This window comes from Actinomyces sp. HMT897, from assembly GCF_016626125.1.
GTDB lineage: Bacteria > Actinomycetota > Actinomycetes > Actinomycetales > Actinomycetaceae > Actinomyces.
This window is the reverse complement of the sequence record NZ_CP067336.1, coordinates 2915176-2940646: the sequence shown is the minus strand read 5'-3', so window position 1 is coordinate 2940646 and position 25471 is coordinate 2915176. Positions and strand designations below refer to the sequence as shown.

Here is a 25471-nt window from a genome sequence, read left to right as displayed (position 1 = left end):
TACGACGCCGGGGAGCCACCGCCCGGCCCGGTCCCCTACGATGTCACCGTGACACCGCAGGACACCACGGGGGCGGGGCCGGAGGCACAGCCGGACGCCGCCCTGCTGACCCGGGTCGCGCAGGGGGACGCCCAGGCCTTCGCCTGCCTGTACGACGCCTGGGCGGGCAGGCTCCTGGCCCTGGTGCTGCGTATCGTGGTGGACCGCGCCCAGTCCGAGGAGGTCCTCCAGGAGGTGTTCCTGGAGGTGTGGCAGCGTGCCGCCACGTTCCGTCCCGAGCGCGGCAGTGCCCGGGCGTGGCTGGTGACCCTGACCCGCCGTCGGGCTATCGACCGTGTCCGCTCCAGCCAGTCCTGCCGGGACCGTGACCACGCCTGGCGCGGCGGCTACGAGCCCGACTACGACGTCACCGCCCAGGCCGCCGAGGACCACCTGGAGGGGGCGCGGCTGCACCGGGCCCTGGAGAAGGTCGGCGAGCCGCACCGCTCCACCCTCGAGCTGGCCTACTTCAGCGGCCTCAGCCACGCACAGATCGCCAGGCGCTGCGGGGTGCCGCTGGGGACGGTCAAGACGAGGGTACGTGACGGACTGCTCAAGCTGCGCACTCACCTGGAGGTGGAACGATGACCGGCACCCGGGGCACCGGCCCCCGTGACGTCCCCGCCGACGCCGAGCTGGAGGCGCTCCTGGAGGGGGAGACCGCCTCCCTCCTGGGCGCCTCGCTGGAGCCGGTCCCTCCACCGCCCGCCCTGCGGGCCCGGCTCCTGGAGCAGGTCGCCCGCACGCCCCAGGAGCGTCCCGCCCCGTCCCCCGCGCCCAGGGCGCCGTCCGAGGACCCGGGCCCGGGGCGGGCCGACGCCGTCGTGGTCCCCCTGGGCCGACGACGCTGGCGCACCGTGGTGCTGCGGGCGGCGGCGTGCGTGGCGCTCCTGGGCACCGGCGCGGTCCTGGGGCACTGGAACGCCATGGACTCCATGTCCTCCACGGAGCACTTCGCCCACCTCAACCAGGCCCAGGACGTGCGACGGGTCTCCCAGGCCATGCCAGACGGCCACGTGGCCACCCTGACCTGGTCGGAGGGCATGGGGATGACGGCGCTGAGCCTGCCTGCGGGGATGTCCGCCTCCGCCCCGGGCTCCAGCCTCCAGGTCTGGCTCAGGCAGGGGGGCGACACGACCTCGCTGGGGGTCTACGACCCCGGCTCGGGGGACACCTTCTCCTTCCTGGCCCTCACGCCCCGGCCCGGCCAGCAGGTCCTCATCACCCGGGAGCCCCGGGGCGGCTCCGCCCAGCCCACCTCACCGCCCCTGGTGGTCCTCCAGGTAGGGGACGGCACCGCCACGCCGTCACCCACGCCGCCACCGAGCGAGCCGCACACCTGATGCCGCCCGCCCCAGGGGGCCGCGCTGGCGTGGATCCTGCTAACGCCTCGCTCCTGCCCTGAGGCCGCCCGCGGGCCGGGCCCTCACGCCGCCGACGCCCGACCGCGGGCCCGCCACCAGGCGGTGGGCCGGGGCCGGGCCCGCCCAAGGCCGGGGCCGGACCCGCTACGGGCCGCAGGTCACCGTGACCCTCCTGGCTCCCGGTCTGCCCACTGGGCCGGGGCCGCCACGGGCCGCAGACGGGGCGGGCCCGGTAGGCTCGTGCCCATGACCGGCTCCCACAGCACCGACGACGCCCCCGCCCCGTCCCAGGGCACCGGGGAGCGCTTCCCCCTGGCCGCCCCCTACCTCCAGGGGGATCCGCGGACCAACCGCGAGCGCATGCTCGCCGGGGACTGGTACGTGTCCGACGACCCGGACTCCCGGCGGATCGCCGCCCGAGCCCGTCGCGAGCTGTCCCGCTACCAGCGGGCATTCGACGAGGGCGAGCCCGACGCCCAGGCCCACCTGCGCGCCGCGATCCCGCACCTGGGGGCCGGTGCGATCCTCCTGCCGCCGGTGCGCGTGGACTACGGGGAGAACATCATCGTCGGCGAGGGCAGTTTCGCCAACTACGGGCTCACCGCCCTGGACGTCGCCACCATCACCATCGGGGTGCACTGCCAGTTCGGCCCGAACGTCCAGCTGCTCACCCCGATCCACCCCCTGGAGCCGACGCCGCGCCGAACGGGGCTGGAGAGCGCCGATCCCATTGTCATCGGGGACAACGTGTGGCTGGGCGGCGGCGTCATCGTCTGCCCGGGCGTGACGATCGGCGACGACTGCGTCATCGGCGCGGGCGCCGTCGTCACCCGCGACATCCCGGCCCGCTCCCTGGCCGTGGGCTCCCCCGCCCGGGTCATCCGCACGCTGGACGACTCCACCTTCGTCCCCCGGCGCCGGTCGTAGAGTCCGGGGCGGCCCCGACCGCCAGCACCGCCGCACTTCCCAAGGAGCCACCGCCGTGAACCCCGAAGCCTTCTCCGACCTGGCCGCCGCCCGGCACTCCGTGCGCGACTTCCGGCCCGACCCGGTGCCGGGCGAGGTCCTCGACGCGATCCTCGACGACGCCCGCCAGGCCCCGAGCTGGTCGAACACCCGGCCCTTCATGGTGGCGCTGGCCACCGGGGAGCGGGCGGACCGCCTGCGCGCCGCCTACGTCGCCGAGTTCGACGCGACCCTCCCCGTCCAGCACAAGGAGCGCGGCGCCACGGCTCGCCTGGTCCTGAGCGGCAGGGCGCCCGACGGCGACTACCGCACCTGGGCGCCCTACCCCGCGGAGCTGCTGCCCCACTCCCAGGCCGTCGGCGGCCGGCTGTACGCGCACATGGGCATCGCCCGTCGGGACCGCGAGGCCCGCGACGCGGCCGCCCGGCGCAATTGCGAGGCCTTCGGCGCGCCGGTCATCGGCTTCGTCCTCATCCACAAGGACTTCATGCCCTTCGCCGCGCTCGACGCCGGGCTCATGCTCCAAACCCTGTTCCTGTCCGCCAAGGCCCGCGGCGTCGACTCCTGCCCCCTCGGGGTCCTGGCCACCTGGCGCCGCCCCTTCGACGCCGAGTTCGAGGCGCCGGCCGACTACGGCCTCATCACGGGCTTCGCCCTGGGCTACGCCTCCGACGCCCCGGTCAACGACTTCCGGGCCGATCGGCGGGCCGTGCGCCTGGTGCCGGCCCGGTCGTGAACCGGGCGGGCCGGGCCCGACCAGGTCCGGCTCGCAACCCCGATGGCCCCGTGAGCCGGGCGGATCGTCACCGGCCGCCGCTGTCCGCGGTGCTCGACGCCGCTCGTCGTCGTCCGTCAGCGTCCGACGGCGCGGCGCCCGCCCGCACCCGCCGCCGTCACCGCCGCTCGACGACGTCGTCGTCCGCCGGCGCCGGACGCCGCCATCGCGGCGCCAGCAGCATTCCCCGGCGTCGGGCCATCAGGAGGATCACCGCGGCCGCCGTCGCGCACACGACCACGGTGACGACGGAGCCCTCCACGCCCATGCGGCCGCCGGTGAGCCAGTCGGGCCCGTGGAAGGTCGCTTCGAACAGGCCCCGTTTGATCATTCCGGTCCCCGAGACGTCGGAGCCGAAGACGCCGCCCTGGATGAAGTTCCAGGACGCGTGCACCCCGATGGCCAGCCACAGGCGCCGGGTGAGCAGGTAGCAGGCCCCGAGCAGCGGCGCGGCCGTGAGGGCGATGATGAGGCAGCCGGACAGGGTCGCTCCGGAGTTGGTCAGGTGCAGCAGGCCGAAGACGACGGAGATGGTTCCGAGCGCCCACCAGCTGCCCAGCCTGGTCTCGATGAGTCGCTGGAGGAATCCGCGGAACATCGTCTCCTCGTTGAATCCTCCGACGACCCCGAATATCAGGCCGACGGCGATGCCCTCCGACCAGCCGACCCCGGTGATGCGGTAGGCCCCCGCCAGGGCGAGGACTGCGAAGACGGCGCAGATGAGCGCGCCGCCCAGCGCCAGCCCCGCGGCGAGCTCGCGCAGTGCGCCGGGGCCGCCCATCTCGGGCGCTTCACGGCAACCGATTCGTCGGACGATGAGGCGGTACCCCGCCACGACCGTGATCACGCACGTCGCCGAGACGAGGAGCGCGGTCGTCAGGTAGGCCATGGGTTGCGGCATGACGGATGTCAGCAGGTGCGTGCCGCCTCGTGCCACGACGATGATCAGGGTCTGGGTGAGGAGGAAGAGCCCCGCTCCGGCGAGCCCCTGGAGCCAGGAGCGTCGCTCGCGCGAGCCCGGAGCGGCGGGGGCCGCGGAAACGGTGAGAGGACGAGGATGCTGTGCCATGCGGCAATGACATCACGAGCTCTCCCACCCCTCCATGGGGCCAGCACCAGGGTCCGGGGTGGAGCCGGCGGGTTCGGGGTGGAGCTGGCACCACCCCGAGCGCCGCGGACACCGTCTGCGACGGCTCCACCCCCTGGGGGGTCGAATTGGTGATGTCACCCGGGCTCGCATTGTGCGAGGCGGGCTCGGCCCGCGCCAGCCCCGACCGCCCCGGATCGTCTGCTACGCCTTTTTCCGTCTACTGCGCCCCTTCACCCTCTGCTACGCTCCTTTTTCTCGTACAGTGAAGGGTCAAGAGGCGTAGCAGAGACAAAAGGGCGTAGCGGACGCCTCGGCCAGGTCCGAGCCGGCGCGGACCCCTCAGATCCTGGCGATCGGCGCCAGGCGCAGCATGAGGCGCTTGGTGTTCTTCGCGCCGTCGACGGTGAAGGTGACGCGGGCGACGGTCGAGCGCCCCGCGCCCTCCAGGGCGACGACGTCCCCCTCGCCGTAGGCGTCGTGGCGGACGCGGTCCCCGACCTTCAGACCGGCGACGGCGGCGGGCAGCGCCCCGCCGTCGGCCCCATCGGCCCCGGCGCTCGAGCCGTCGAGCCGCGTGGGCCTGCCCCGCTTGGCCATGCGCTCGGCCCGCCGCGCCTCGAAGCGGTCCTTGGGGGTCTCGACCCGGCCGAGCCGCCCCGTGCGCTTCGGGCGGCCCGAGCCGATCGGCGGGGCGAAGTCGTCGTCGTAGGAGGGCCGACGGCGGCCCCCCGCGGCCTTCCCGGCACCGCCCCCGGTGCCGTAGGAGCCCCGCCCGCCTCCGAGCCCGCCCTCCCAGCTGCTCCCCCAGCCGGTGCCGCCCCCACGCAGGGCGTCCGTGGAGGAGGCGATGCGCCTCCACTCCATGGTCTGCGCGGGGATGTCCTCCAGGAAGCGGGAGGCGGGCATGGCGTTGGCCGCCCCCCAGGCGGAGCGCACGGCGGCCCGGGTCACGTAGAGGCGCTCACGGGCGCGGGTGAGGGCCACGTAGGCCAGGCGGCGTTCCTCGGCCAGCTCGGTCTCCTCGGCCAGGGCCCGGGAGTGCGGGAAGGTCCCGTCCTCCAGGCCGGTGACGAAGACGACCGGGAACTCCAGGCCCTTGGCGGTGTGGACGGTCATGAGGGTGACCTGGCCCTGCTCCTGGTCCGGGGCGTGGGCGTCCTGGGTGTCGGCGCCCGGGGGGAGCTGGTCGGAGTCGGCCACCAGGCTGACCCGCTCCAGGAAGTCGGCCAGCGTGCCCTCGGGGTTGGCCGCCTGGAAGTCGGAGGCCACCGCGTGGAGCTCGGCCAGGTTCTCCACCCGGCTGGCGTCCTGCGGGTCGTCGCTGGCGCGCAGCTCGGCGAGGTACCCGGAGGCGTCCAGGGCGGAGTCCAGGATGTCGGCGACGCCGTCGCCGGCGGCGAGCTGGTGGCGCAGGCCGGTAAGGAGCTGGTGGAAGGCGGTCACCTGCCGGGTGGCCCGGGCGGTCAGCCCCTGGACGGCGGGCGGGGTGGTCGCGGGCTCCTGGGCCCCGGGCGCCCCGGAGCCCACCTCACCCGTCCCGTCCTGGGCCCCGGGCGCGGGCTGTGCCGCCCCTGCCGGCCCGGTGGCGGGCCGGGGCTCGCCAGCGGCGTCGGCCACGGCCCGCCCGAAGCTCACCGAGTACCTGGAGGCGTGCGCGCCCAGGGCCGCCTCCGCCTTGTCCCCCAGCCCGCGCTTGGGCACGTTGAGGACGCGACGCAGGGAGACGTCGTCGTCGGGGTTGTCCACGCCACGCAGGTAGGCGATGGCGTCCCTGATCTCCTTGCGCTCGTAGAAGCGGGTGCCGCCGACGACCTTGTAGGGCTGCCCGGAGCGGATGAAGGCCTCCTCCAGGGCACGGGACTGGGCGTTGGTGCGGTAGAAGACGGCGACGTCGCGCGGGCGCACACCGGCCTCCTCGGCCAGGCGGCTGATCTCGGTGCTGACCCAGCGGGCCTCGTCGTGCTCGGAGTCGGCCACGTAGCCGATGATCGCGGGCCCGTCGCCGGAGTCGGTCCACAGGTTCTTCTCCCGGCGCCCGGGGTTGCGCGAGATGACGGCGTTGGCGGCGGTGAGGATGTTCTGGGTGGAGCGGTAGTTCTGCTCCAGCAGGATGGTGCGGGCCGTCGGGTAGTCCTGCTCGAACTCCTCGATATTGCGGATGGTGGCTCCGCGGAAGGCGTAGATGGACTGGTCGGAGTCCCCCACCACGGTCAGCTCACCGGGGGGGAGGGCCGAGTCGGCCCCGGAGGTGCCCGGTCCCCCGATGAGCTCGTGGACCAGCACGTACTGGGCGTGGTTGGTGTCCTGGTACTCGTCGACCAGCACGTGGCGGAAGCGGCGCCGGTAGGCCTCGGCCACGTCGGGGCGCTGCCGCAGGAGCTGGACGGTGCGCATAATGAGGTCGTCGAAGTCCAGGGCGTTCGCGGCCCCCAGGCGGGCCTGGTAGGCGGGGTAGACCTCGGCCAGGTGGCGTTCCAGGGGGTTGGAGGTCACCGCCTCCTCGGCGAACTCAACGGGGGTGACGAGCTCGTTCTTGAGGTCGGAGATGCGGTGGGCGAAGGTCTTGGGGGTGAAGCGCTTGGGGTCGATGCCCAGCTCGCGCACCACGAGGGTGATCAGGCGTGCGGAGTCGGCGGCGTCGTAGACGGAGAAGGTGGAGCGCAGGGAGGCGGCGGCGTGCTCGCGGCGCAGGAGACGCACGCAGGCGGAGTGGAAGGTGGACACCCACATGCGCTGCCCCACCGGGCCCACCAGGGCGGTGACCCTCTCGCGCATCTCGGCGGCGGCCTTGTTGGTGAAGGTGATGGCCAGGATCTCCCCGGGCCGGGCACGACCGGTGGCCAGCAGGTGGGCGATGCGGCGGGTCAGCACGCGCGTCTTGCCGCTGCCGGCGCCGGCCACTATGAGCAGGGGGCTGCCGGCGTGGGTGACGGCCTGGGCCTGGGCGGGGTTGAGGTCGGCCAGGAGGGTGGTGGGGTCGGCGACGGTGAGCCCGGGGAGGGGGCCTGGGCCGTAGGGGCGGGCCGCGTCCCCGGGGCCCGACGCCGTGGCCCCACCCCCGGCGGGCTCGCGCCTCCCGGCACCGCGGGCACGGGCGGCGTTCGCCCGGGCACGGGCGACGAGGGCGGAGACGCCGGTCTGGTGCTCCTCCCAGGTGGGGGCGACGGCGCCCAGGTCCGGGGGCGCCTCCTCGGCGGGAGGCTCGGTCTCCCAGTCCTCGGCGGGGGGCTCGACGTCGGCCCAGGAGTCGTCGGCCGGGTCGGGCAGGCTGGGCAGGGCCGCCTCTGCCGGCGCCTGCGCACCGGGGCGCACCTGTGCGCCGGAGACGGGCAGGGAGCCGAAGAGGGAGTCGATCGCGTTCATCTCACGGCCAGCCTATACCAGCCTAAGGGCGGCACCGCGGGCCCCGGCCCCGGACGCCCTGCCGAGCTGGCACTATCGCCTCCCCCGCTCACGGCGGTACCGCCGAGGAGGCTGGCGACGACGCTATCGCGGAACGCTACGCTCCCAGGCGTGCTGGTAGGTCCCCCACTGGGTGCCACACCACGCGCCGCCCCTGCTTGGAGGAGTCGAGGTAACCGTGCCGGGCGAGGTCGGTCAGGTCGGTCCGGGCCGTCTGTGCCACGACGCCGTAGCGCGCCTGGTGGTCCGCGACGCTGGTTGACAGCCCAGGGTCGCGCAGAAACCGCCCCAGGACGTCCGTCTGGCGGTAGTTCAGCCCGAGCCCGCGTAGGAGGACGTCGGCGGACCGCAGCTCCGCCGTCTTGCGCGCCAGGTAGGCGTCGAGCTCGTTGACAGCCCGGACCACGACCCTGGCCTGCTCCAGGAGGAAGTAGGTGAGATCACCCTGGTCCTGCTCGGTGTACAGGAAGGAGCGCGCATAGCGTGCGGGGGCGCGTCGCAGCAGCCGGGAGGAGGAACCAGTCCCACGGGTGGTAGTCCGGATCCGTTCGCAGTCGCTGGTCGAGGAGGACCTCGAGGTACCGGGACGTCCCCCGCAGGGAGGCGGTGACCGCCTCCAGCGACGGTGGCGGCACGGGCGTCTTCATGTCCGGCTCCTCAGGACGGCTAACTGCTAACAACTGCTAATCTAGCCTGAATTAGCAGTTGATGCCAGGAGACGACCGCTCCGGTCCAGGCCTCACCGCGTCGGTTCACCCCTGCTCCAGGCAGGCTGGCGCCGTCACCGACGGCCCCGGACGCCCTCGCACTGGACGCCCACCCGTGCGCCTGCTCCTTGCTCACCTGCGCAGTCGCGCGATATCGGCCTGGACGGACGCGGGCTCGTCGGTGAGCGGCACGTTGTTGGCGTCGAGTACGCCGTCGAGGGCGCCGGGCTCGTCCGCCCGGGTGGCGGCGAACAGGGCCTCGTAGTCGGTCACGGGCGCGCCGGTGGTGCTGAAGACCTCCACGGTGCGTCGGGCCCCGGAGGGGACGGCGGCACCCTCCAGGAGGACCTGGGCGATGTGGCGGCGGTCCACGCCGGGGCGGCCGGTGACCGTGTCCCCCTGACGCAGGTCGATACGTCGGTCGCCCGGGCCCTGGTAGTCGAACCAGCCGGGCCGCACGATTGTGTAGGGGTGGCCGCTGACGCGCACGAGGCGCTCGGCCCGCCGCTTCCACTCCACGAAGCCGTAGCGGCTGCGGCCCGCCGAGCGGCTCGTGTTCATCGCCGTCATGAGGCTGACGTGGGTCCCGGCCTCCAGGGCTTCCAGGACCGCCAGGACGGTCTCGTAGAAGCTCACTCCCCCACGACCGTCCACGTCCCCGCCGTGGGTCAGGACGACGGCGTCCACCCCCTCCACCAGGGGGCGCAGGTCCGCGGCGGACGCGGGTGAGGCCTGGACGACCTCGGCACCCGCGGGCAGCACGCCGCGGGCCCGCCCGGCGTCACGGCTCTGGGCCCGCACGCTCAGGCCGCGCCCCAGGGCCTCCTCAACCACCAGACGGCCGACCTGGCCGGTTGCACCAATGACGAGAACCGTTGTCATGAGACGTCACCTCGGGTATCAGCGAGTGCGTGTGCGGTCATGCCCCGAGTCTGCCCCTACGGCCCTGAGGCTGCCAGGCCCTCCCAGTACCCGGGTCGATGGCGTACCACCCTCGCTGTCGGGGACGCCCGGGGCGGCGCCGGTGGAGCGTGCGGGCGCGCCCGAGCCGGACTCGTCGACCCTGAGGTCCTGGTAGCGGCGCTCCTGGACCGTAACACCCTGCGCCGGGTGGAAGACGTCGGCGACCCCGCCCAGCACCCCGGCACCACCACCGGCTGACGGGCGGCGTCTGCGCCAGTAGATCCAGCCGCGGCCCTCGGCCCAGGTCGCGAGGCGGTCGACCAGGACGAGTACCGCCACCGCGGCGCACCACCACAACCAGGTCATCTCATTACCCTTCTTATGAAACCGACCTTGCCACTGCCTCCACCGCCCCCTCCGGGCAAACGGCTACCTGACGTCCCCCGGCCGGTACGGGCTACCTCCTGGGCATGGGCGTGGGCACGACCGCGAGCACGTCGCGCGCCCGCGTGGCCGCCACGTACAGCAGCGAGCGCTCACGCAGCCGCCAGTCAGCCAGGGCCGTCTTGTCCAGGGGCTCCCGGTAGCGGCGCCGGGGGTCGAGGAGCGTGTTGACGTCGAGCAGGAGCACGTGCGTGAACTCCAGGCCCTTGGCGCGGTGCATGGTCATGATCAGCGGCCTGCCGGGCCTGACCTCCTCACGGTCCACGACCTGCACCTCCAGGCCCTGCTCGCCCAGCGCGGCGGCCACCTGGTCGCGCTGGCGCTTGTCGGGCACGAGGACGGCGATCGTCTCGGGTGCCGGGGCCCCGGCACCGGTCTCCTCGGCCGCGGACGTCTGCAACCACTTGCGCACGATCGCGGTGACGCACAGTATCTGCTCGTGCGGTGAGCTCGCACGGGCAAGGAACGGCAGCGGCCCGGAGCGTGAGGAGCGGTAGGGGTGCTTCTCGACCAGTCCCTCCAGGTCGGTGAAGGAGCCGCCCTCGAGCACGTTCACGGCCCAGGCCAGGTTCTGCGCGGTGGTCCGGTAGTTGAGCGTCAGACGGCGGGCCCGCCCGCGGATCTCGATCCCGTAGTGGGACAGGGTCACCTTCTGGCCGTAGATGCGCTGGTGGGAGTCCTCGCACAGGAAGAGGTCGTCGGGTCCCTGGGCGACCAGCGCACGCAGCAGCTGGAAGTGTGCGGGGGTGAGGTCCTGGGACTCGTCGACGATCACGTGGTCAAAGAGGTGCTGACCGGTCCGCTCAAGCCACGCGGCTGCGATCGCCGCCTTCTCCGCGAAGCTGGTCCCCCCTTCCGCGCGGCCGGCGGACCGGTAGGCCGCGACCACCTTCCAGACCGCCATCCGCCTGGCCCGGCTGAGGGATATTCCCCGGCCCTGACGCCGCACGCTCAGGTACTGGGACTCGGTGGTGACCCGGTAGGGCAGGATGACGGTCTCGTACTCGGCCTCGAAGAAGGCCGTGGTGGCGATCTCGGCGGGAAGGATCCGTCCGGCCTCGTCAATGGCCTGGTCCCAGCTGACGTCGGAGGACTTCAGCGGGTCCTCCCGGGGGTGTCCGAGCACGTCCTTGACGGCGTCGGCAATACCGGAGCGAGCCCGTTTCATTATGGCCCAGGCGAGCTGGTCGATACCGCTGACGTAGACACCGGGCCTATCGAGCCGCTTTACCGTCTGCGCGCCGGAGAGCTGGTGGACCTGGGAGGCCAGGTCGTCGGCCAGGTTACGGGTGTAGGTGGTCAGCAGCACGCGCGCACGGGGGTTCGCCCGGGCCAGGTTGCGGGCGCGGTGGACGGCGACGACGGTCTTGCCGGTGCCCGCGCCCCCGGACAGGCGGAAGGAGCCGTTACGGGACTTCTCCGCGTACTCGCGCTGCTGGGGGTGGAGGAATATGCGCCAGGCACCGAAGTCCCCGCTATTAATAATCCGGCGCAGCTCGTCATTGTCCTCGACCTTGTAGAAGGTCATGCGGGCGGCGGGCAGGTTCAGGCCGGCGAGGAACTTCTCGTCCTCCGTGCCCTCGATGACGGCGCCCTGGTCGAGGGCGAGGTCGCTGCGCACCTGCTCCAGCGGGGTACCGGTCGCCAGCTCCAGGAGGGCGTCGGCCTGCCAGGCCACGACGCTCGCGGACACAATAATGTCCTCCAGAGCGTCCTCGGTGGGCGCGGCGAGCGCACGGGCGGCGAGATCCTCGTCTACACCGAGACGGTCGTGGATGATCTGCACGGTCAGGCCCGGCTCCCAGCTGGGGGCCTTCCCCATGACGTTCGCGCTCTGCACCGGGATACCCTCAGGAGCCGGGGAGGCAGAGGACCTGCCGGGCGCCTCGGCTGGGGCGCCGGTGACCGGGGCGTCCTCGGCGAGCGCCTCGACGGCATCGGTAATGCGGTGAATCTCGGGGATCCCGTTGACGCGGTTCGTGGTCAGGCGGGTGGTGCGCGCTATCTCAATGGCCTTGTCGTGCGGCCAGATGCCGTAGAATCCGTAGACGGGACCGAAGCTGCTGTCCACCTTGAACAGGACGGCCCGGAAATTGCGGTCCACCCTGCCTGTGCGCACCCGGGGGTCGGCGGCCGACTGGATGGGCTCAATGTGCAGGCCGGGAAGGGTGTCATCGGCCCTGAGCTTCTCCAGGAAGGCGTACGCCTTCTTGTTCATGGACGAGTCCATGCCGTCCTTGACGTTGATCATCACCAGAGTGGGCACGTCTCACTCCTCATCCAGACGGACACGCACCGATATGGCTGCCACCGCAGTGGTGACGGGCAGGATCTCGTCGAGCAAGGGCGTCGCCCTCCACAGGATGACATGAGACTTAAGTCTCATGTCTCGGTGGTGGGAGGACCCGGCGGGGACGGTCAGGCTCATGAGGGCATCCTCGCACGTTCTATGGGCTCAGCGGCGGGAACCCCGCCGCCGGAGAATCTCGCCGTCGCCCCGGGAAAGAGGAGCGGGGCCGGCGGTGCGAGGCCGGATGCCACGGACGCGCACCGGGAGCGGGGGCTGCCGTAGCGGCCCGCAATGTAGCCCAGCCCATGCCACGGACGCGCACCGGGGCGGAGACTCTCCGGGCCAGCGACGGGCCGCTGGCCTCGCAAGGCGCCAGCTCACAGGTGCTTGAGCGCCTCGCGCCGGCTCAGCGGGGACAGGCGCGGGTGGTTCGTAACGAAGGCGCGCACCCAGGCGCCGTCGGTGCGGGCGTAGTCCCTCAGCGCCCAGCCGATCGCCTTGCGGATGAAGAACTCGCCGTCGTCCTGGTTGGCCTCGATGACGTCGCTGAGCAGGGGCAGATCGGTGTGCTCCTTGTGCTGGAGCTGGCAGATGATCGCGCTGCGGCGCACCCACAGGTCCGCATCAGTCGCCCAGGCGCGCATCCGGGCGGCAGCGGCGGGATGCGCCCGCACCACGAGGCCGACGGCGTGCGAGGCCTCGTCCACCAGGTCCCACCACTGCCCGGTGCGCAGCAGGTGCTCGTACAAGGCGAGGGACTCGATACGGTCGGCGTGGGGTGCGGAGTGCCTGGAGCGGATAATGGCGAGCACCGCGAACCGCTCCTCCCGGTGCTCGGCCGTGTCCCACACCCGGCGCAATGCGGCCTCCCAGCCGGTGGCGTCGCGCCACAGGCAGGGGTGGGAGGCGGCGACCGCCTGGGCGATGCGGCGGGTCCGGGGAACGCCGACGCCGTACATCTCCATGGCCGACTTGAGGTAGCGGCGCTGCTGCTCGGCCCGCGCGGGGTCGCCAGCTGCGGCCAGCGCCTCGCGCAGGTCGCGGACGAGGGCGTCCGTCTCCTCGGTGAGCCGGGCAGCCAGTGGGGTCATGTCGGCACCATAGCGGATCACCATCACGCTCACCGGCCGCACCGGGTCAGCGCGCACGGGCCCGCTGGCCGGGTCAGTCGCCGTAGTGGTGGCGGCAGGCCACGATGTGGATGTCCCCACCGTCATCGATGCGGTAGACGAGGCGGTGCTCGTCGGTAATGCGCCGTGACCAGTGGCCGGTCAGCTGGTACCGCAAAGGCTCGGGCTTGCCAATCCCCTCGTGGCCGGAGCACTGGATGTCGCGCAGGAGCAGGTTAATGCGCCTGCGCACCTTGCGGTCATGGGCCTGCCACCACAGGTAGTCCTCCCAGGCCGAGTCGTCCCATGCGATCGCCACCTCAGTCGACCTCAATAGGATCGTGGTAGGTGTCCTGACCGGCCCGGGAGTGCGCAACGGCCTCCAGCAGGCGCTTGGCATTGGCGGGGTTGCGCAGGAGGTAGTCGGTCTCCTTGAGGGACTGGTACTCCGCCAGCGAGACAATGACCGCCGGGGCGCGCCCGGCCCGGGTGATGACGACCTCCTCGCAGTCGTCGATGACGGAGTCCAGTACCTCGGCGTAGTGGGCGCGGGACTCGGTGTAGCTCATGATCTTCACGGCAACCCCCTCAATGAAACGTACAAAGAAGCGTACCTCTTGCCGGAAGGCGCGGTCCCGGGATACACCCAACAACCAGGTGAGCTGGCTCACCTGGTTCGGGGCGGCAGGGAAGGCCCGCCGTCTGGGCACAACCCGGCAGTCGAGGTGACCCGGCTGCCCGGCCTGGCGGCCCGGCCCGGTAGCCAGTCCGACCCGGCATCCCGGACGTGCCCGCCCGTCAGCGCACCGCGCGCAGGTAGCGGTCCCGGCCAGCCAGGTCCTGACCGGTGGCCGCCGTGGCGAACCCGGCGGCCCGGGCGGCCTGGCGCAGCACCGCCCCCTGGCCGGGGTCGTGCTCCAGCACCAGCACCCCCCCGCCACGCAGCAGGGCGGCGGCCCGTCCCACCACGGCCACCGGTACGTCCAGGCCGTCCCGCCCCCCGCCGAACAGGGCCGCACGCGGGTCGTAGCGGGCGGTCTCGGCGTCCTCCACGGACCCGGGCGGCAGGTAGGGCGGGTTGGACACGACGACGTCCACGCACCCGTCCAGGTCCGCCAGCGTGCCCGGGGCGGTGGCGTCGGCCCCCACCACCTCCACCCGCCCCGGGGCCAGGCGCTCGCAGTTCTCCCGGGCCAGGGCCGCAGCCGCCCCGTCGATCTCGACGGCGACCACCCGGGCCCCCGGCGCCTCCACCGCCACGGCCGCGGCAATGGCGCCCGAGCCGGTACACAGGTCCACCACGAGCGGGGTGGGCAGCGCGCGTGCGGCCTCAACGGCCTCCCCCGCCACCACCTCCGTCTCAGGGCGGACGACGAAGACGCCGGGGCGCACCCGGAGCTCGAGCCCGCGCAGCCACATGACACCCAGGAGGTGCTGGAGCGGCTCGCGCCCCGCCCGACGCCCCACGAGCGCGAGGTAGGCGGGGAGGAAGTCCTCCCCGGCGCCGTCGGACAGGACGAGCGAGGTCCCCAGCAGGTGCTCGGCGAGCAGGCGCGCGTCCACCTCGGGCGAGGCCACGCCCGCGGCGGCCAGACGCCTTGCGGCGGAGCGGACCGCAGCGCGCAGCTGGTAGCGGTCCAGGGACGGGGGCCCGGGCGGATCCGGCGCGCTCACGAGGCCTCCCGGGCACGCACCGGTCGCGAGCCCCTAGTATCCGCACACCCGACACCCCTACCGTCCACGCACCCGACAGGTGCCGGGCCCCACGCCCGCCTCCACGCCCACTGGCCGGGAGCCCCCTGCAGGCCAAGCTGGTTCCGGTGGGCGCTGTCAACGCCCCTACCGTTCTCGCGACGAACAAGTACCGTTCTCGCGACGAACAAGTACCGTTCTCGCGACGAACAAGTACCGTTCTCGCGAGAAGGGGTGTGGGGAGGAGGCGGGTGGGGGCTCATGCCCGCTCGGAGGCGGCCGCCAGTCGCTCAGCCTCGTCGAGCTCGATCGCGCTGGCGACAACCGGCCCCAGGTCGCCGTCCAGGACGGCGTCCAGGTTGTAGGCCTTGTAGCCGGTGCGGTGGTCGGCGATACGGTTCTCAGGGAAGTTGTAGGTGCGGATGCGCTCGCTCCGGTCCACGGTGCGCACCTGGCTGCGACGCGCCTGGGCGGCCTGGGCGGCAGCGGCAGCGGCCCGCTCGGCCAGGAGGCGGGCGCGCAGCACGCGCAGGGCCGCCTCCTTGTTCTGCAGCTGGGACTTCTCGTTCTGCATGGACACCACGATCCCGGTGGGCAGGTGGGTGAGGCGCACCGCGGAGTCGGTGGTGTTGACGCTCTGCCCCCCCGGCCCGGAGGAGCGGAAGACGTCAATGCGCAGGTCGGAGGCGTCGATCTGGAGCTCACCGGGGTCGTCCGCCTCCGGCATGACCAGGACCCCGACGGCCGAGGTGTGGATGCGTCCGGAGGACTCGGTGACCGGCACGCGCTGGACGCGGTGGACGCCGCCCTCGTACTTCAGGTGCGCCCACACGCCCCCACCGGGCTCGACGGCGCCCCGGGAGCGGATGGACAGCCGGACGTCCTTGTAGCCGCCCAGGTCGGAGGCGGTGGAGTCCATGACCTCCACCACCCAGCCCTGACGCTCGGCGTAACGGGCGTACATACGGGCCAGGTCGGAGGCGAACAGGGCCGACTCCTCCCCGCCCTCACCGGCCTTGACCTCGATAATGACGTCACGGGCGTCGTCGGGGTCACGGGGCACCAGGACCTCGCGCAGGTGCTCGGCGGCCTGCGCCTGGGCGTCGGCAAGGGCAGGGAGCTCGGCAGCGAAGTCGGCGTCCTCCACGGCCAGGTCACGGGCGTCGGCGAGGTCGGCACTGGCCGCCTCCCAGGCACGGTAGGCGGTCACGACCCGCCCCAGCTCGGCGTAGCGGCGCCCCAGACGGCGCATGACCGCGGGGTCGGCGGCGGCCGGGCCGGCCATCTGCTCCTCGATAGCGGCGTACTCGGCCAGGACGGGCTGGACGGCGGAGAAGTCTCCTTGGGTCATAGAGGTCATCCCAACGGTAGGAAGTGCCCGCCGTCAAGAAGACGCCCCACCAGGGGCGTGCACTCGCGGCGGGGTACCAGGACGCCGACGGGCCCGTCAAGGGTGTCCGTCGGCGTCGGGCGGTGGTCAGCGCTTGCGCTTGCCGTAGCGGGCCTCGAAGCGGGCCACACGGCCACCGGTGTCGAGGATCTTCTGCTTGCCGGTGTAGAACGGGTGGCAGGCCGAGCACACGTCCACGCGGATCTCACCGGAGGTGACGGTGGACCGGGTCTGGAAGGTGTTGCCGCAGGTGCAGGTGACCGTGGTGGCCACGTAGTCGGGGTGGATACCCTGCTTCATCGGTGTCTCCTTAGGCGATCAGAGGGTCCCGGGTCCCGTGCGGAGGCACAGGTGAACCGGAGGCCAGCCGACGATTCTGCCAGGTAGGGCAACAGCGCACAATGTGGCGGCGGTGGCTGCCGCGTGATTCCGCGCACGGGAAGCGCCGGGCCCGGGGGAGGCGTGGCAACTCCCCCGGGCCCGGACAGTTCAGTTCTCAGAAGACGGGAGCACCCGCCCTGAGCGTTCGCCCTCAGGCGCGACGGCGCCTGGCGTGGAGGGCGACGGCGCCCACGCCCAGGAGGAACGCCGAGGCCGTGCCCAGCTCCAGGGTCTGCGCACCGGTGTAGGCCAGCTCGGAACCCGCGACGGCGGGAGCGGCAGGCTGGGCGGCAGGAGCAGCCGGGGCGGCAGGCGCAGCAGCGGGCTCAGCGACAGCGGGCGCGGCGGCCAGGGGCTCGGCCAGCGTGCCCGTCCCGGCCACACCGGTCCCCGTCACGCCGGTCCCACCGGTCCCGCCACCACCGGCGCAGGCCTGCTGGTGGCACTCGTCCATGACGTGCTGGGAGCCCTCAAAGTCCCAGTCGTACGCAGAGACCAACTGGTCTCGAGCGTTACGAATAGTGAAGTCATAGCCCGACCACAGGGTCCCGACATTGGCGGTCATAAGGTACTGGAGCGTGCGAATGTCCCCGGCGCTGCCGGAGAACGGCAGCGAGCCAATGAGCACCTGGTCGTCCCAGACCTCGAGGGTGTAGGAGCCGTCAGCCTGGATCTTGACCGTAAGGGTCAGCAGGCAGCCATCACGCTCAACCTGGAGAAGCACTGCGTCATGAAGCACGGACGAATTGATCAGGAACCGATACGTGGTCTCACTGAGGTCAACGAGAGTTCCATTGGGGTCGGCGGCAGGGGCGGCGGCAGCAGCCGGCTCAGCCGCAGGGGCAGCGGCGGGCTCGGAGGCGGCGGCACCAGGGGCAGCAGCCGCAGCAGCGGGCTCAGCGGCGGCACCTGCCGGCTCGGCCGCGGGGGCCGCAGCGGCGGGAGCGGCGGGCTCCTCCTCCACCGGGGCCGCGGGAGCGGGCTCAGGCTCAGGCGCGGGGGCGGGGGCCGCGGGCTCCTCCTCCACCGGGGCCGCGGGAGCGGGCTCAGGCTCAGGCGCGGGGGCCGGGTCGGCCACGGGGGCGGCAGGCTCGTCCACCGGGACCACGGGTGCGGGCTCAGGCTCAGGCGCGGGGGCGGGAGCGGCGGGCTCCTCCTCCACCGGGGCCGCGGGAGCGGGCTCAGGCTCAGGCGCGGGGGCCGGGTCGGCCACGGGAGCGGGGTCAATGGCGGGCTCCTCGGCCGCAGGGGCACCACCCTGGTCGGCCGCCAGCTCCTCGGCCGCGGCAGGGGCGGTGTCCGTCACCTCGTCGGCGGAGGCGGGAGCCATCACGCAACCGACAAGAAGGGCGGCAGCCGCACTGGTGATAATGCTGCGTCGCATAGAGAGTGTCCTTTGTTCTGGGGTTGGGAGCAGACTCGAGGTGTCTGCCCCTCCATGACACCAAGGCGCCGTCAGGGTCCACAAGGACAAAAACCTGTATATATTTCCGTGACCTAAGGCCTAGTCGCCTGTAACCTTTATCACATTGACCTCGGACGGAAACCCCTTCTCACACAGGTGTCCCACAGCTGGCACACACGTGCGTCATAACGCACCCCACCAGGCCGTTTACACCTGCGGTGGCACCGTCCTGAGGACGGCGCCACCGCAGGTCCCCGGGTCCCTGACACGCCCGGGCCCGATCCCTCAGGGGGTACTACTCCTCGGCGTCGGCCTGCTGCATGGGGGCGGACTTGGCCAGGCTCATGAGGAACTCCGCGTTGGAGCCGGTGTCCTTCAGGCGACCCAGGACCATCTCAATGGCCTGCTGCTGCTCCATGCCGGCGAAGAGGCGGCGCAGGCGCCACATGATCTTGAGCTGGGCGGGGTCGATGAGCAGCTCCTCACGGCGGGTGCCGGAGGCGGCCACGTCCACGGCCGGGAAGATGCGCTTGTCCGCCAGCTGGCGGCTCAGACGCAGCTCCATATTGCCGGTGCCCTTGAACTCCTCGAAGATGACCTCGTCCATCTTGGAGCCGGTCTCCACCAGGGCGGTGGCCAGGATGGTCAGGCTCCCCCCGTTCTCCACGTTGCGGGCGGCGCCGAAGAACCGCTTGGGCGGGTAGAGGGCCGAGGCGTCCACGCCACCGGACAGGATGCGGCCGCTGGCCGGGGCGGCCAGGTTGTAGGCGCGCCCGAGCCGGGTGATGGAGTCCAGCAGCACCACGACGTCCTGCCCCAGCTCCACCAGGCGCTTGGCCCGCTCAATGGCGAGCTCGGCCACAATGGTGTGGTCGGAGGCGGGCCGGTCGAAGGTGGAGGCAATGACCTCGCCCTTGACGGTGCGCTGCATGTCGGTAACCTCCTCGGGGCGCTCGTCGACGAGCACGACCATGAGGTGGGCCTCGGGGTTGTTAATGGCGATGGCGTTGGCGATCTGCTGGAGCACGATCGTCTTGCCCACGCGCGGCGGGGAGACAATGAGGCCGCGCTGGCCCTTGCCAATGGGTGAGACCAGGTCGATGACGCGGGGGGTCAGGGCCTTGGGCGTGGTCTCCAGGCGCAGCTGCTCCTGGGGGTACAGGGGGGTGAGCTTGACGAACTCGGGACGACGCCGGGCCCGCTCAGGATCCATGCCGTTGACGGTCTCGACGCTGACCAGCGGGTTGTACTTCACGCGCCCGGCCCGGTTCTGGCGGCGGTTGGCCCGGCCCTGGCCCCCCATGTGAGAGTGGGGGGTCTCGCCGCCCTCGCGGACCCAGCCGGTAATGGCGTCACCGGGACGCAGGCCGTTGTCCTTGACCTGTGCGGCGGTGACGTAGACGTCCTTGGGGCCGGGCAGGTAGCCGGAGGTACGCAGGTAGGCGTGGTTGGGGTCGGAGGCGTCCAGAATGCCGGCCACGGGCAGCAGGACCTCCTCCTCACGCTGGCTGGTGCGCCCACCACGCTCCCCGCGGTCCCGGTCCTGGCGACCGGGGCCCTCGTCCTCGTAGCGCTCCCGGCCACGCTTGCGGCCCCGGCGGCGCCGCCCCCGGCCGTCCTCGTCGTAGCCCTCGTTCTCCCGCTCAAAGGTGCCCCGGCTGCGCTCGGCGGGCTCGACGGCGGGGGTGCCGGTGGCGTCGGCGAGGTCACGCATAAGGGCCGCCTTGGCGTCGAGGTGGTCCTCGGAGGTGTCGGCAAAACGGTCCTCGCGCCCCTCAAAGCGCTGGTCACCACGTTCAGGGCGGTCGGTCCCCGCCCGACGGCGTCGGCGTCCTCCCTCGCCACGCTCCAGACGGGGACGGCGGGGACGGCGCTCCTCGGTGCGCTCCGCGCCCTCGGTCGGGGCGTCCTCCTCGTCGCGCCGAGGCAGGTCGGCCTCGGCGGGGGTGGCCTCGCGCTCCGTCAGGTGGGGCGTGCCCGCGGCGGCGACGGCGCGGCGACGGCGCGGTCGGTCCTGGTAGGCGGCGCGCTCCACGGGCTCGGGAAGGTCCAGGGGGAAGGTGGCGGTGGAGGCGACGGCGTCGGGCTGCTCGGCAGGAGCGTCCTCGCCCGTCGGCTCCGCCGCGCTCTGGGCGGACTGCGGGGCCTGGTCAGGGGCTCCGGCGGCGGTGCCGTCAGCGGAGCCGTTATCACGGATAGCGGCGACGAGCTCGCTCTTACGCATACGGGAGATGCCCTTGAGGCCCATGGAGCCGGCGAGCTGCTGGAGCTCAGCCAGGCGCATGGTGGACAGGGCGGCAGAGGTCTCGGTCACGAGTGTCCTTACGATGTGGTGAACGCCGGGACGGCGTTGGCGGAAGGATCGACGACGGACTGCCCGGAGCAGGTCTCACGGGGAGTCACGCACCCTGAGGATCAACGGCTCGTGGCCAGACCTGGTGCTGACGGCGGTTCGGTCCGCAGGCGTCGTCGGGGTCCACAATAGCAGCCTCGGCGAGGACGTGAGTCCCAGCCCGTACGGACCTTCCTCACTAATACGCGCCTACGACGGCTGCCCGGACGGTGAGGAATCCTGCTGGCAGGAGGCGGCTACCTCCGTCTCCCCTAACCCGCGGAACCGCGGGCGCGGTCGGCGACAGGTCCCGGGTACCGGGCTTTGCCGCCCGGGCGCCTGTAGAATAATAGAATATTATCTGCCACAACTACCTACCAGCACCAGGGATACCAATAATCGACCTCGTAATCGACTACGTGGTCCTCGAAGCGACGCAACAGGCGCTGTCCTCCGTGCGCGAGGGTCCCGTCGCTTCCGGGGATCCCGGCCCCCGTGGGCCCGTGCCGCGCTGGAGGAGGCCACCCCAATACAGGGGTTTACACGATCGGCCGCCGCCAGCTCCTGTCCGGGGGACTTACCGGGAAGATGAAGGAGAACCTCCCGGACCGGACGGTGCACGACGGCCGGATCTGGTACTGAGCGGGTCGGCGGGCCGGTCCGCCCGCCGTCGGCTTAGACCAGGACGGCGCCGGTCATGTCAATGCTGGGCGACAGCACCAGCCAGCCGCTGCGCTCCAGGGAGAAGCACACCTGGTCGCTGAGCGTGGCCAGCACCAGCACGGTAGGACCGGCTCCGGAGACGACCGCCGGGTAGCCCTGGGAGCGCAGGGAGTCCACCACCGCCATGGAGGCGGGCAGGACGCCGCGTCGGTACTCCTGGTGGAGGCGGTCCTCGGTGCCTGCCATGAGCAGGTCGGGGCGGGAGGCCAGGGCCAGCATGAGGACGGCGGCCCGGGAGGTGTTGAACAGGGCGTCGGCGCGCGGGACGAGGTCGGGCAGGACCATGCGGGCCTCCTCGGTGGACAGGCGCGTGGTGTCCGGCGGCACGAGCAGGCTCACGGGCAGGTGGGAGTCCACCGGCATGGGGGCGGCGTGGGGCGCCCCCTCGGCGTCGACCCAGGCCACCGTGGCCCCGCCGTACAGGGCGGGGGCCACGTTGTCGGGGTGCCCCTCGAAGTCGGTGGCCAGGGCGAAGACGGTGTCGTCGTCCAGGGCCTGCGGCTCGCTGATCAGGCCCCGGGCCAGCAGGAGGCCGGCCAGGGCGGCACTGGCCGAGGAGCCCATGCCGGCGCTGTGGGGGATGCGGTTGACGCAGCGCATCTCAAAGCCCGCCTGGGGGGCGTCGGCCACCTCCAGGCCCACGCGCAGGGCCCGGACCACCAGGTTGGTGTCGTCGGTGGGGACCATGCCGGCCCCCACCCCCTTGACGTCCACGTGGGTGGCGCCCACGACGGGGCGAACCTCGACCTCGTCGTAGTAGCGGAAGGCCATGCCGAAGGAGTCGAACCCGGGACCCATGTTGGCCGTCGTCGCGGGGACCCGCACGGCGGCACGCTCAGCGGACAGGCGCATGGTCACTGCCCCTCGACGCGCTGGACGGAGACGACCTCAAGCACCCGGTCCTCCCGGCGCAGGCCGTCCACGGCGGCGTCCAGGTGGAAGACACTGGCAGGATGAGTGACTATCGTCACAATGGCGTCGTGTCCACCGACGTAGGCGCTCTGGCGCACCGAGTCAATGGACACTCCGTTGCCAGCGAACACACCTGCGAGCGCGGCCAGGGACCCGGGCTGGTCGTCCACGCGCAGCTGGACCTGGTAGCGGGTGATGGCGGACTCGGGTCCCAGGACCGGCAGGTCGGCGTAGCTGGACTCGCGAGGGGCCTGGCCACCGTGGACGCGGTGGGCGGCGGCCGCCACGACGTCGGACAGGACGGCGGAGGCGGTGGGCGCCCCGCCTGCGCCCTGCCCGTAGAACATGAGGCGTCCGGCGGCCTCGGCCTCAATGAGGACGGCGTTAAAGGCTCCGTGGACGGAGGCCAGGGGGTTGTCGGCAGGCACCAGTGAGGGGTGGACGCGCACGGACACGCCCCGGGCGTGGGAGTCGTCACGGTACTGGGCGACAGCCAGGAGCTTGATCTCGCATCCCGAGGCGTGGGCCTCGCGGATGTCGTCGGCGGTAACGCCGCGGATGCCCTCGACCTGGACGTCGGACAGACCCACCCGGGTGTGGAAGGCCAGGGAGGCGATAATGGCGGCCTTGGCGGCGGCGTCCAGGCCGTCGACGTCGGCGGTGGGGTCGGCCTCGGCGTAGCCCAGCTCCTGGGCGGTGGCCAGGGCCTGCTCAAAGGACAGCCCCTTGGTGCTCATCTCGTCCAGGATGTAGTTGGTGGTGCCGTTGACAATCCCCAGCACGCTGGTGACCCGGTCCCCGGCCATGGACTCGCGCAGGGCGTAGACCACGGGGATGGCACCGGCGACGGCGGCCTCGTAGTAGAAGTCGGTGCCGGCGGCGGCCGCGGCGTCGTAGAGCTCGGGGCCGTGGGCGGCAATAAGGGCCTTGTTGCCGGTAATGACGCTGGCGCCGGACCTGAAGGCGGCCAGGATGAGGGTGCGGGCGGGTTCAATGCCCCCAATGAGCTCAATGACGATGTCATTGCCGGTGGCCACGGCGGTGGCGTCGTCGGTCAGGAGGGCCCGGGGGACGGCGCTGTCACGGGGGGCGCCCAGGTCGCGCACCGCGATGCCGGTGATCTCCATGCGGGCGCCGCTGCGGGCGGCGAAGTCGTCGGCCTGCTCCAGGAGGAGCCGGACCACCTGGGTGCCGACGGTGCCGGAGCCCAGGACGCCGACCCGCAGCACGGGTAGGCCACTGGGCAGGGAGGGTGTCGGCTGGGGCTGCTCAGTCACGGGGGACCACCTTGCTTTGAAGGAGAGGGTTCGCCGGAGGGCGAGGACGTCGTGGCCCAGCATAGGGGTCAACACCACAGTGCGCCGCCTCGTGCCCACGCGGGCGCCCGCTCGCGGTGCCTCTTCGCCCGCGCCTCCCCTCAGGGAGGCAGCACCTGGAGGAGGCCGAGCAGGCCACCCGCGCCCGCCGTGCCGCTCCGGGGGAGGCGGCACATGCGTCTTCTGGGGACGTCATGGGGGCCTTCGTGCCGCTTCCGGACGGGCGGCGCCCTCGACGGCGCCGACGAGGCCCGGCGGGCTACTTAAGGGGCCGAGCTGGCAACCACCGCAGCCGGAGCACGGTCAGGAGCCGCCCGTGACGACAGCATCGAGTCTTCGTGCCTCGTCAGTCAACTGACCGGCTACTGCCGTGTCCCCTGCTTTATCGGCAATACGGGAGCGGTGTGCCAAGACTGTCAGCAGATCCTTGAGAGCCTGAAGAGTTCCCCGCTCGTCCGCTAGCGCACGCGCAACCTCCAGGGACTCCTGGAAGCAGTCGGCGGCCTCACCGAGATCACCACGCAGCTCCGCCACACGCCCCACGTTGTTCAGTGAGATGGACAGGTCGCGGCGCGACTCCGGCGTACCCAGCAGCTCCACCAACTCACGCGCAACCTCCAGGGACTCCTGGAAGCAGTCGGCGGCCTCACCGAGATCACCACGCCACTGCGCCACACGCCCCACGTTGTTCAGTGAGAAGGACAGGTCGCGGCGCGACTCCGGCGTACCCAGCAGCTCCACCAACTCACGGCGCGCACCCAAGGACTCCTGGAAGCAGTCGGCGGCCTCACCGAGATCACCACGCAGCTCCGCCACACGCCCCACGTTGTTCAGTGAGAAGGACAGGTCGCGGCGCGACTCCGGCGTACCCAGCAGCTCCACCAACTCACGGCGCGCACCCAAGGACTCCTGGAAGCAGTCGGCGGCCTCACCGAGATCACCACGCAGCTCCGCCACACGCCCCACATTGTCCAAGGACACGGACAGGTCGCGGCGCGACTCCGGCGTACCCAGCAGCTCCACCAACTCACGCGCAACCCCCAGAGACTCCTGGAAGCAGTCGGCGGCCTCACCGAGATCACCACGCAGCTCCGCCACACGCCCCACATTGTCCAATGCGATGGACAGGTCGCGGCGCGACTCCGGCGTACCCAGCAGCTCAACCAACTCACGCGCAACCCCCAGAGACTCCTGGAAGCAGTCGGCGGCCTCACCGAGATCACCACGCAGCTCCGCCACACGCCCCACATTGTCCAATGCGATGGACAGGTCGCGGCGCGACTCCGGCGTACCCAGCAGCTCAACCAACTCACGGCGCGCACCCAAGGACTCCTGGAAGCAGTCGGCGGCCTCACCGAGATCACCACACCGCCGCGCCATACTCCCCACGTTGTCCAATGCGATGGACAGGTCGCGGCGCGACTCCGGCGTACCCAGCAGCTCAACCAACTCACGGCGCGCACCCAAGGACTCCTGGAAGCAGTCGGCGGCCTCACCGAGATCACCACGCAGCTCCGCCACACGCCCCACATTGTTCAATGAGACGGACAGGTCGCGGCGCGACTCCGGCGTACCCAGCAGCTCCACCAACTCACGCGCAACCCCCAGAGACTCCTGGAAGCAGTCGGCGGCCTCACCGAGATCACCACGCAGCTCCGCCACACGCCCCACATTGTTCAATGAGAAGGACAGGTCGCGGCGCGACTCCGGCGTACCCAGCAGCTCAACCAACTCACGCGCAACCCCCAGGGAATCTCTTGCAGCCTCAGCGGCTGCATTATAAGCGCCAAAGACCTCCCCAATTTGTCTCACGACACCGGACACGTCAGCACGAAAGCCGCGTGGAAGCTCTTGTAGGACGGAGACGACAGAGGCGAGGTTTGCCTCGACGCCAACCCCGTCACCGAGCAAGCCAGAAACCTCTGCTCGCGTAAGACCAAAGACAATACGCTGGACCAGGGATTTTCCGACCCTGGCATCATCCAGGACTTGACGGGCTCCCGCAGGATCCGCGGGCAGCAGGAAGCGGGACCGACTGACCTCCTGCAGTGCCGCACTAGCTTCGGGAGTACGCAGTTGCTCCGGGACCGTCAGACGCCAGGTAAGACTGTACTTCTCACCTCCCGCGAGTTCCTGCCAGCTCGCACTATCGACTGCCGGACGCGCGGAGACAAGGGGCGGGAGCGCGGTACGCACAATATGTGCGAAGGAACGCACAGACCACAGGTCCG

At 71.8% G+C, this 25471-nt stretch carries 23 protein-coding genes; 4 read left to right on the top strand and 19 right to left on the bottom strand.

Translation table 11 applies throughout. The features are described from left to right. Positions 1-48: 48 nt before the first annotated feature. The 4 genes from JJJ15_RS11430 to JJJ15_RS11415 all read left to right on the top strand — a co-directional run bounded on the left by JJJ15_RS11430 (position 49) and on the right by JJJ15_RS11415 (position 3105). Complete coding sequence (locus tag JJJ15_RS11430) at positions 49-627, top strand: sigma-70 family RNA polymerase sigma factor (protein WP_106108754.1); 579 nt, start codon at positions 49-51, stop codon at positions 625-627. After that, positions 624-1382 carry an anti-sigma factor gene (locus tag JJJ15_RS11425; protein WP_200510814.1) on the top strand — a complete coding sequence of 253 codons (759 nt, stop codon included), beginning with the start codon at positions 624-626 and terminating at the stop codon, positions 1380-1382. The genes JJJ15_RS11430 and JJJ15_RS11425 overlap by 4 nt, the downstream gene beginning before the upstream one ends. Positions 1383-1763: 381 nt before the next feature. Continuing rightward, complete coding sequence (locus JJJ15_RS11420) at positions 1764-2330, top strand: sugar O-acetyltransferase (protein WP_174714785.1); 567 nt, start codon at positions 1764-1766, stop codon at positions 2328-2330. A gap of 55 nt (positions 2331-2385) precedes the next feature. After that, positions 2386-3105: a nitroreductase gene (locus JJJ15_RS11415; protein WP_106108751.1), complete on the top strand. Its 720-nt coding sequence runs from the start codon at positions 2386-2388 to the stop codon at positions 3103-3105. Between the two features lie 157 nt (positions 3106-3262). On the opposite strand, the gene JJJ15_RS11410 is transcribed toward JJJ15_RS11415, so the two are convergent. The 19 genes from JJJ15_RS11410 to JJJ15_RS11325 all read right to left on the bottom strand — a co-directional run bounded on the left by JJJ15_RS11410 (position 3263) and on the right by JJJ15_RS11325 (position 24971). Continuing rightward, positions 3263-4213 carry a CPBP family intramembrane glutamic endopeptidase gene (locus JJJ15_RS11410; protein ID WP_200510813.1) on the bottom strand — a complete coding sequence of 317 codons (951 nt, stop codon included), beginning with the start codon at positions 4211-4213 and terminating at the stop codon, positions 3263-3265. A gap of 360 nt (positions 4214-4573) precedes the next feature. Further along, complete coding sequence (locus JJJ15_RS11405; RefSeq protein ID WP_200510812.1) at positions 4574-7597, bottom strand: UvrD-helicase domain-containing protein; 3024 nt, start codon at positions 7595-7597, stop codon at positions 4574-4576. 136 nt (positions 7598-7733) lie between these two features. Next, on the bottom strand, positions 7734-8042 hold the full coding sequence (locus JJJ15_RS11400; protein ID WP_200510811.1) for a hypothetical protein: 309 nt from the start codon (positions 8040-8042) through the stop codon (positions 7734-7736). A gap of 34 nt (positions 8043-8076) precedes the next feature. Beyond that, complete coding sequence (locus JJJ15_RS12785) at positions 8077-8283, bottom strand: hypothetical protein (protein ID WP_210338792.1); 207 nt, start codon at positions 8281-8283, stop codon at positions 8077-8079. A gap of 192 nt (positions 8284-8475) precedes the next feature. Further along, positions 8476-9225 carry an NAD(P)H-binding protein gene (locus tag JJJ15_RS11395; RefSeq protein ID WP_200510810.1) on the bottom strand — a complete coding sequence of 250 codons (750 nt, stop codon included), beginning with the start codon at positions 9223-9225 and terminating at the stop codon, positions 8476-8478. Between the two features lie 18 nt (positions 9226-9243). After that, the gene (locus JJJ15_RS11390) at positions 9244-9612 is read right to left on the bottom strand and encodes a hypothetical protein (protein WP_200510809.1); all 369 of its coding nucleotides are present in this window, start codon (positions 9610-9612) and stop codon (positions 9244-9246) included. Between the two features lie 91 nt (positions 9613-9703). After that, positions 9704-11956: a UvrD-helicase domain-containing protein gene (locus tag JJJ15_RS11385; protein WP_200510808.1), complete on the bottom strand. Its 2253-nt coding sequence runs from the start codon at positions 11954-11956 to the stop codon at positions 9704-9706. A gap of 3 nt (positions 11957-11959) precedes the next feature. After that, the gene (locus JJJ15_RS11380; RefSeq protein WP_200510807.1) at positions 11960-12118 is read right to left on the bottom strand and encodes a hypothetical protein; all 159 of its coding nucleotides are present in this window, start codon (positions 12116-12118) and stop codon (positions 11960-11962) included. A gap of 239 nt (positions 12119-12357) precedes the next feature. Next, positions 12358-13071, bottom strand: a complete 714-nt coding sequence (locus JJJ15_RS11375; protein WP_200510806.1) for a DNA alkylation repair protein — start codon at positions 13069-13071, stop codon at positions 12358-12360. 73 nt (positions 13072-13144) lie between these two features. Beyond that, entirely contained in the window at positions 13145-13408 is a 264-nt protein-coding gene (locus JJJ15_RS11370; protein ID WP_200510805.1) for a Txe/YoeB family addiction module toxin, read from the bottom strand. A 1-nt stretch (position 13409) separates the two neighbouring features. Further along, positions 13410-13667 (bottom strand): type II toxin-antitoxin system prevent-host-death family antitoxin, encoded by a 258-nt coding sequence (locus JJJ15_RS11365; protein ID WP_200510804.1) that lies wholly within the window; start codon positions 13665-13667, stop codon positions 13410-13412. A 220-nt stretch (positions 13668-13887) separates the two neighbouring features. After that, positions 13888-14763, bottom strand: a complete 876-nt coding sequence (gene prmC / locus JJJ15_RS11360; protein ID WP_246742053.1) for a peptide chain release factor N(5)-glutamine methyltransferase — start codon at positions 14761-14763, stop codon at positions 13888-13890. Positions 14764-15040: 277 nt separating this feature from the next. After that, a complete protein-coding gene (gene prfA, locus JJJ15_RS11355) occupies positions 15041-16141 on the bottom strand; it encodes a peptide chain release factor 1 (protein WP_200510803.1) in 1101 nt (366 codons plus the stop codon). A gap of 117 nt (positions 16142-16258) precedes the next feature. Beyond that, positions 16259-16471, bottom strand: coding sequence for a 50S ribosomal protein L31 (gene rpmE, locus JJJ15_RS11350; protein WP_106108738.1), 213 nt, complete (start codon positions 16469-16471; stop codon positions 16259-16261). 232 nt (positions 16472-16703) lie between these two features. Further along, entirely contained in the window at positions 16704-17936 is a 1233-nt protein-coding gene (locus JJJ15_RS11345; protein WP_200510802.1) for a hypothetical protein, read from the bottom strand. Positions 17937-18252: 316 nt separating this feature from the next. Then, a complete protein-coding gene (rho, locus tag JJJ15_RS11340) occupies positions 18253-20271 on the bottom strand; it encodes a transcription termination factor Rho (RefSeq protein ID WP_200510801.1) in 2019 nt (672 codons plus the stop codon). A 693-nt stretch (positions 20272-20964) separates the two neighbouring features. Beyond that, entirely contained in the window at positions 20965-21864 is a 900-nt protein-coding gene (gene thrB, locus JJJ15_RS11335; RefSeq protein WP_106108736.1) for a homoserine kinase, read from the bottom strand. A gap of 2 nt (positions 21865-21866) precedes the next feature. After that, entirely contained in the window at positions 21867-23171 is a 1305-nt protein-coding gene (locus tag JJJ15_RS11330) for a homoserine dehydrogenase (RefSeq protein ID WP_246742288.1), read from the bottom strand. A gap of 372 nt (positions 23172-23543) precedes the next feature. Next, on the bottom strand, positions 23544-24971 hold the full coding sequence (locus JJJ15_RS11325) for a tetratricopeptide repeat protein (RefSeq protein ID WP_200510800.1): 1428 nt from the start codon (positions 24969-24971) through the stop codon (positions 23544-23546). Between the last annotated feature and the right edge of the window lie 500 nt (positions 24972-25471).

Coding starts and splice junctions, on each gene's coding strand:
- JJJ15_RS11425 (WP_200510814.1), top strand. CDS start 624: ATGACCGGCACCCGGGGCACCGGCCCCCGTGACGTCCCCGCCGACGCC.
- JJJ15_RS11420 (WP_174714785.1), top strand. CDS start 1,764: ATGCTCGCCGGGGACTGGTACGTGTCCGACGACCCGGACTCCCGGCGG.
- JJJ15_RS11410 (WP_200510813.1), bottom strand. CDS start 4,213: ATGGCACAGCATCCTCGTCCTCTCACCGTTTCCGCGGCCCCCGCCGCT.
- JJJ15_RS11405 (WP_200510812.1), bottom strand. CDS start 7,597: ATGAACGCGATCGACTCCCTCTTCGGCTCCCTGCCCGTCTCCGGCGCA.
- JJJ15_RS12785 (WP_210338792.1), bottom strand. CDS start 8,283: ATGAAGACGCCCGTGCCGCCACCGTCGCTGGAGGCGGTCACCGCCTCC.
- JJJ15_RS11395 (WP_200510810.1), bottom strand. CDS start 9,225: ATGACAACGGTTCTCGTCATTGGTGCAACCGGCCAGGTCGGCCGTCTG.
- JJJ15_RS11390 (WP_200510809.1), bottom strand. CDS start 9,612: ATGACCTGGTTGTGGTGGTGCGCCGCGGTGGCGGTACTCGTCCTGGTC.
- JJJ15_RS11380 (WP_200510807.1), bottom strand. CDS start 12,118: ATGAGCCTGACCGTCCCCGCCGGGTCCTCCCACCACCGAGACATGAGA.
- JJJ15_RS11375 (WP_200510806.1), bottom strand. CDS start 13,071: ATGACCCCACTGGCTGCCCGGCTCACCGAGGAGACGGACGCCCTCGTC.
- prfA (WP_200510803.1), bottom strand. CDS start 16,141: ATGACCTCTATGACCCAAGGAGACTTCTCCGCCGTCCAGCCCGTCCTG.
- rpmE (WP_106108738.1), bottom strand. CDS start 16,471: ATGAAGCAGGGTATCCACCCCGACTACGTGGCCACCACGGTCACCTGC.
- JJJ15_RS11345 (WP_200510802.1), bottom strand. CDS start 17,936: ATGCGACGCAGCATTATCACCAGTGCGGCTGCCGCCCTTCTTGTCGGT.
- thrB (WP_106108736.1), bottom strand. CDS start 21,864: ATGCGCCTGTCCGCTGAGCGTGCCGCCGTGCGGGTCCCCGCGACGACG.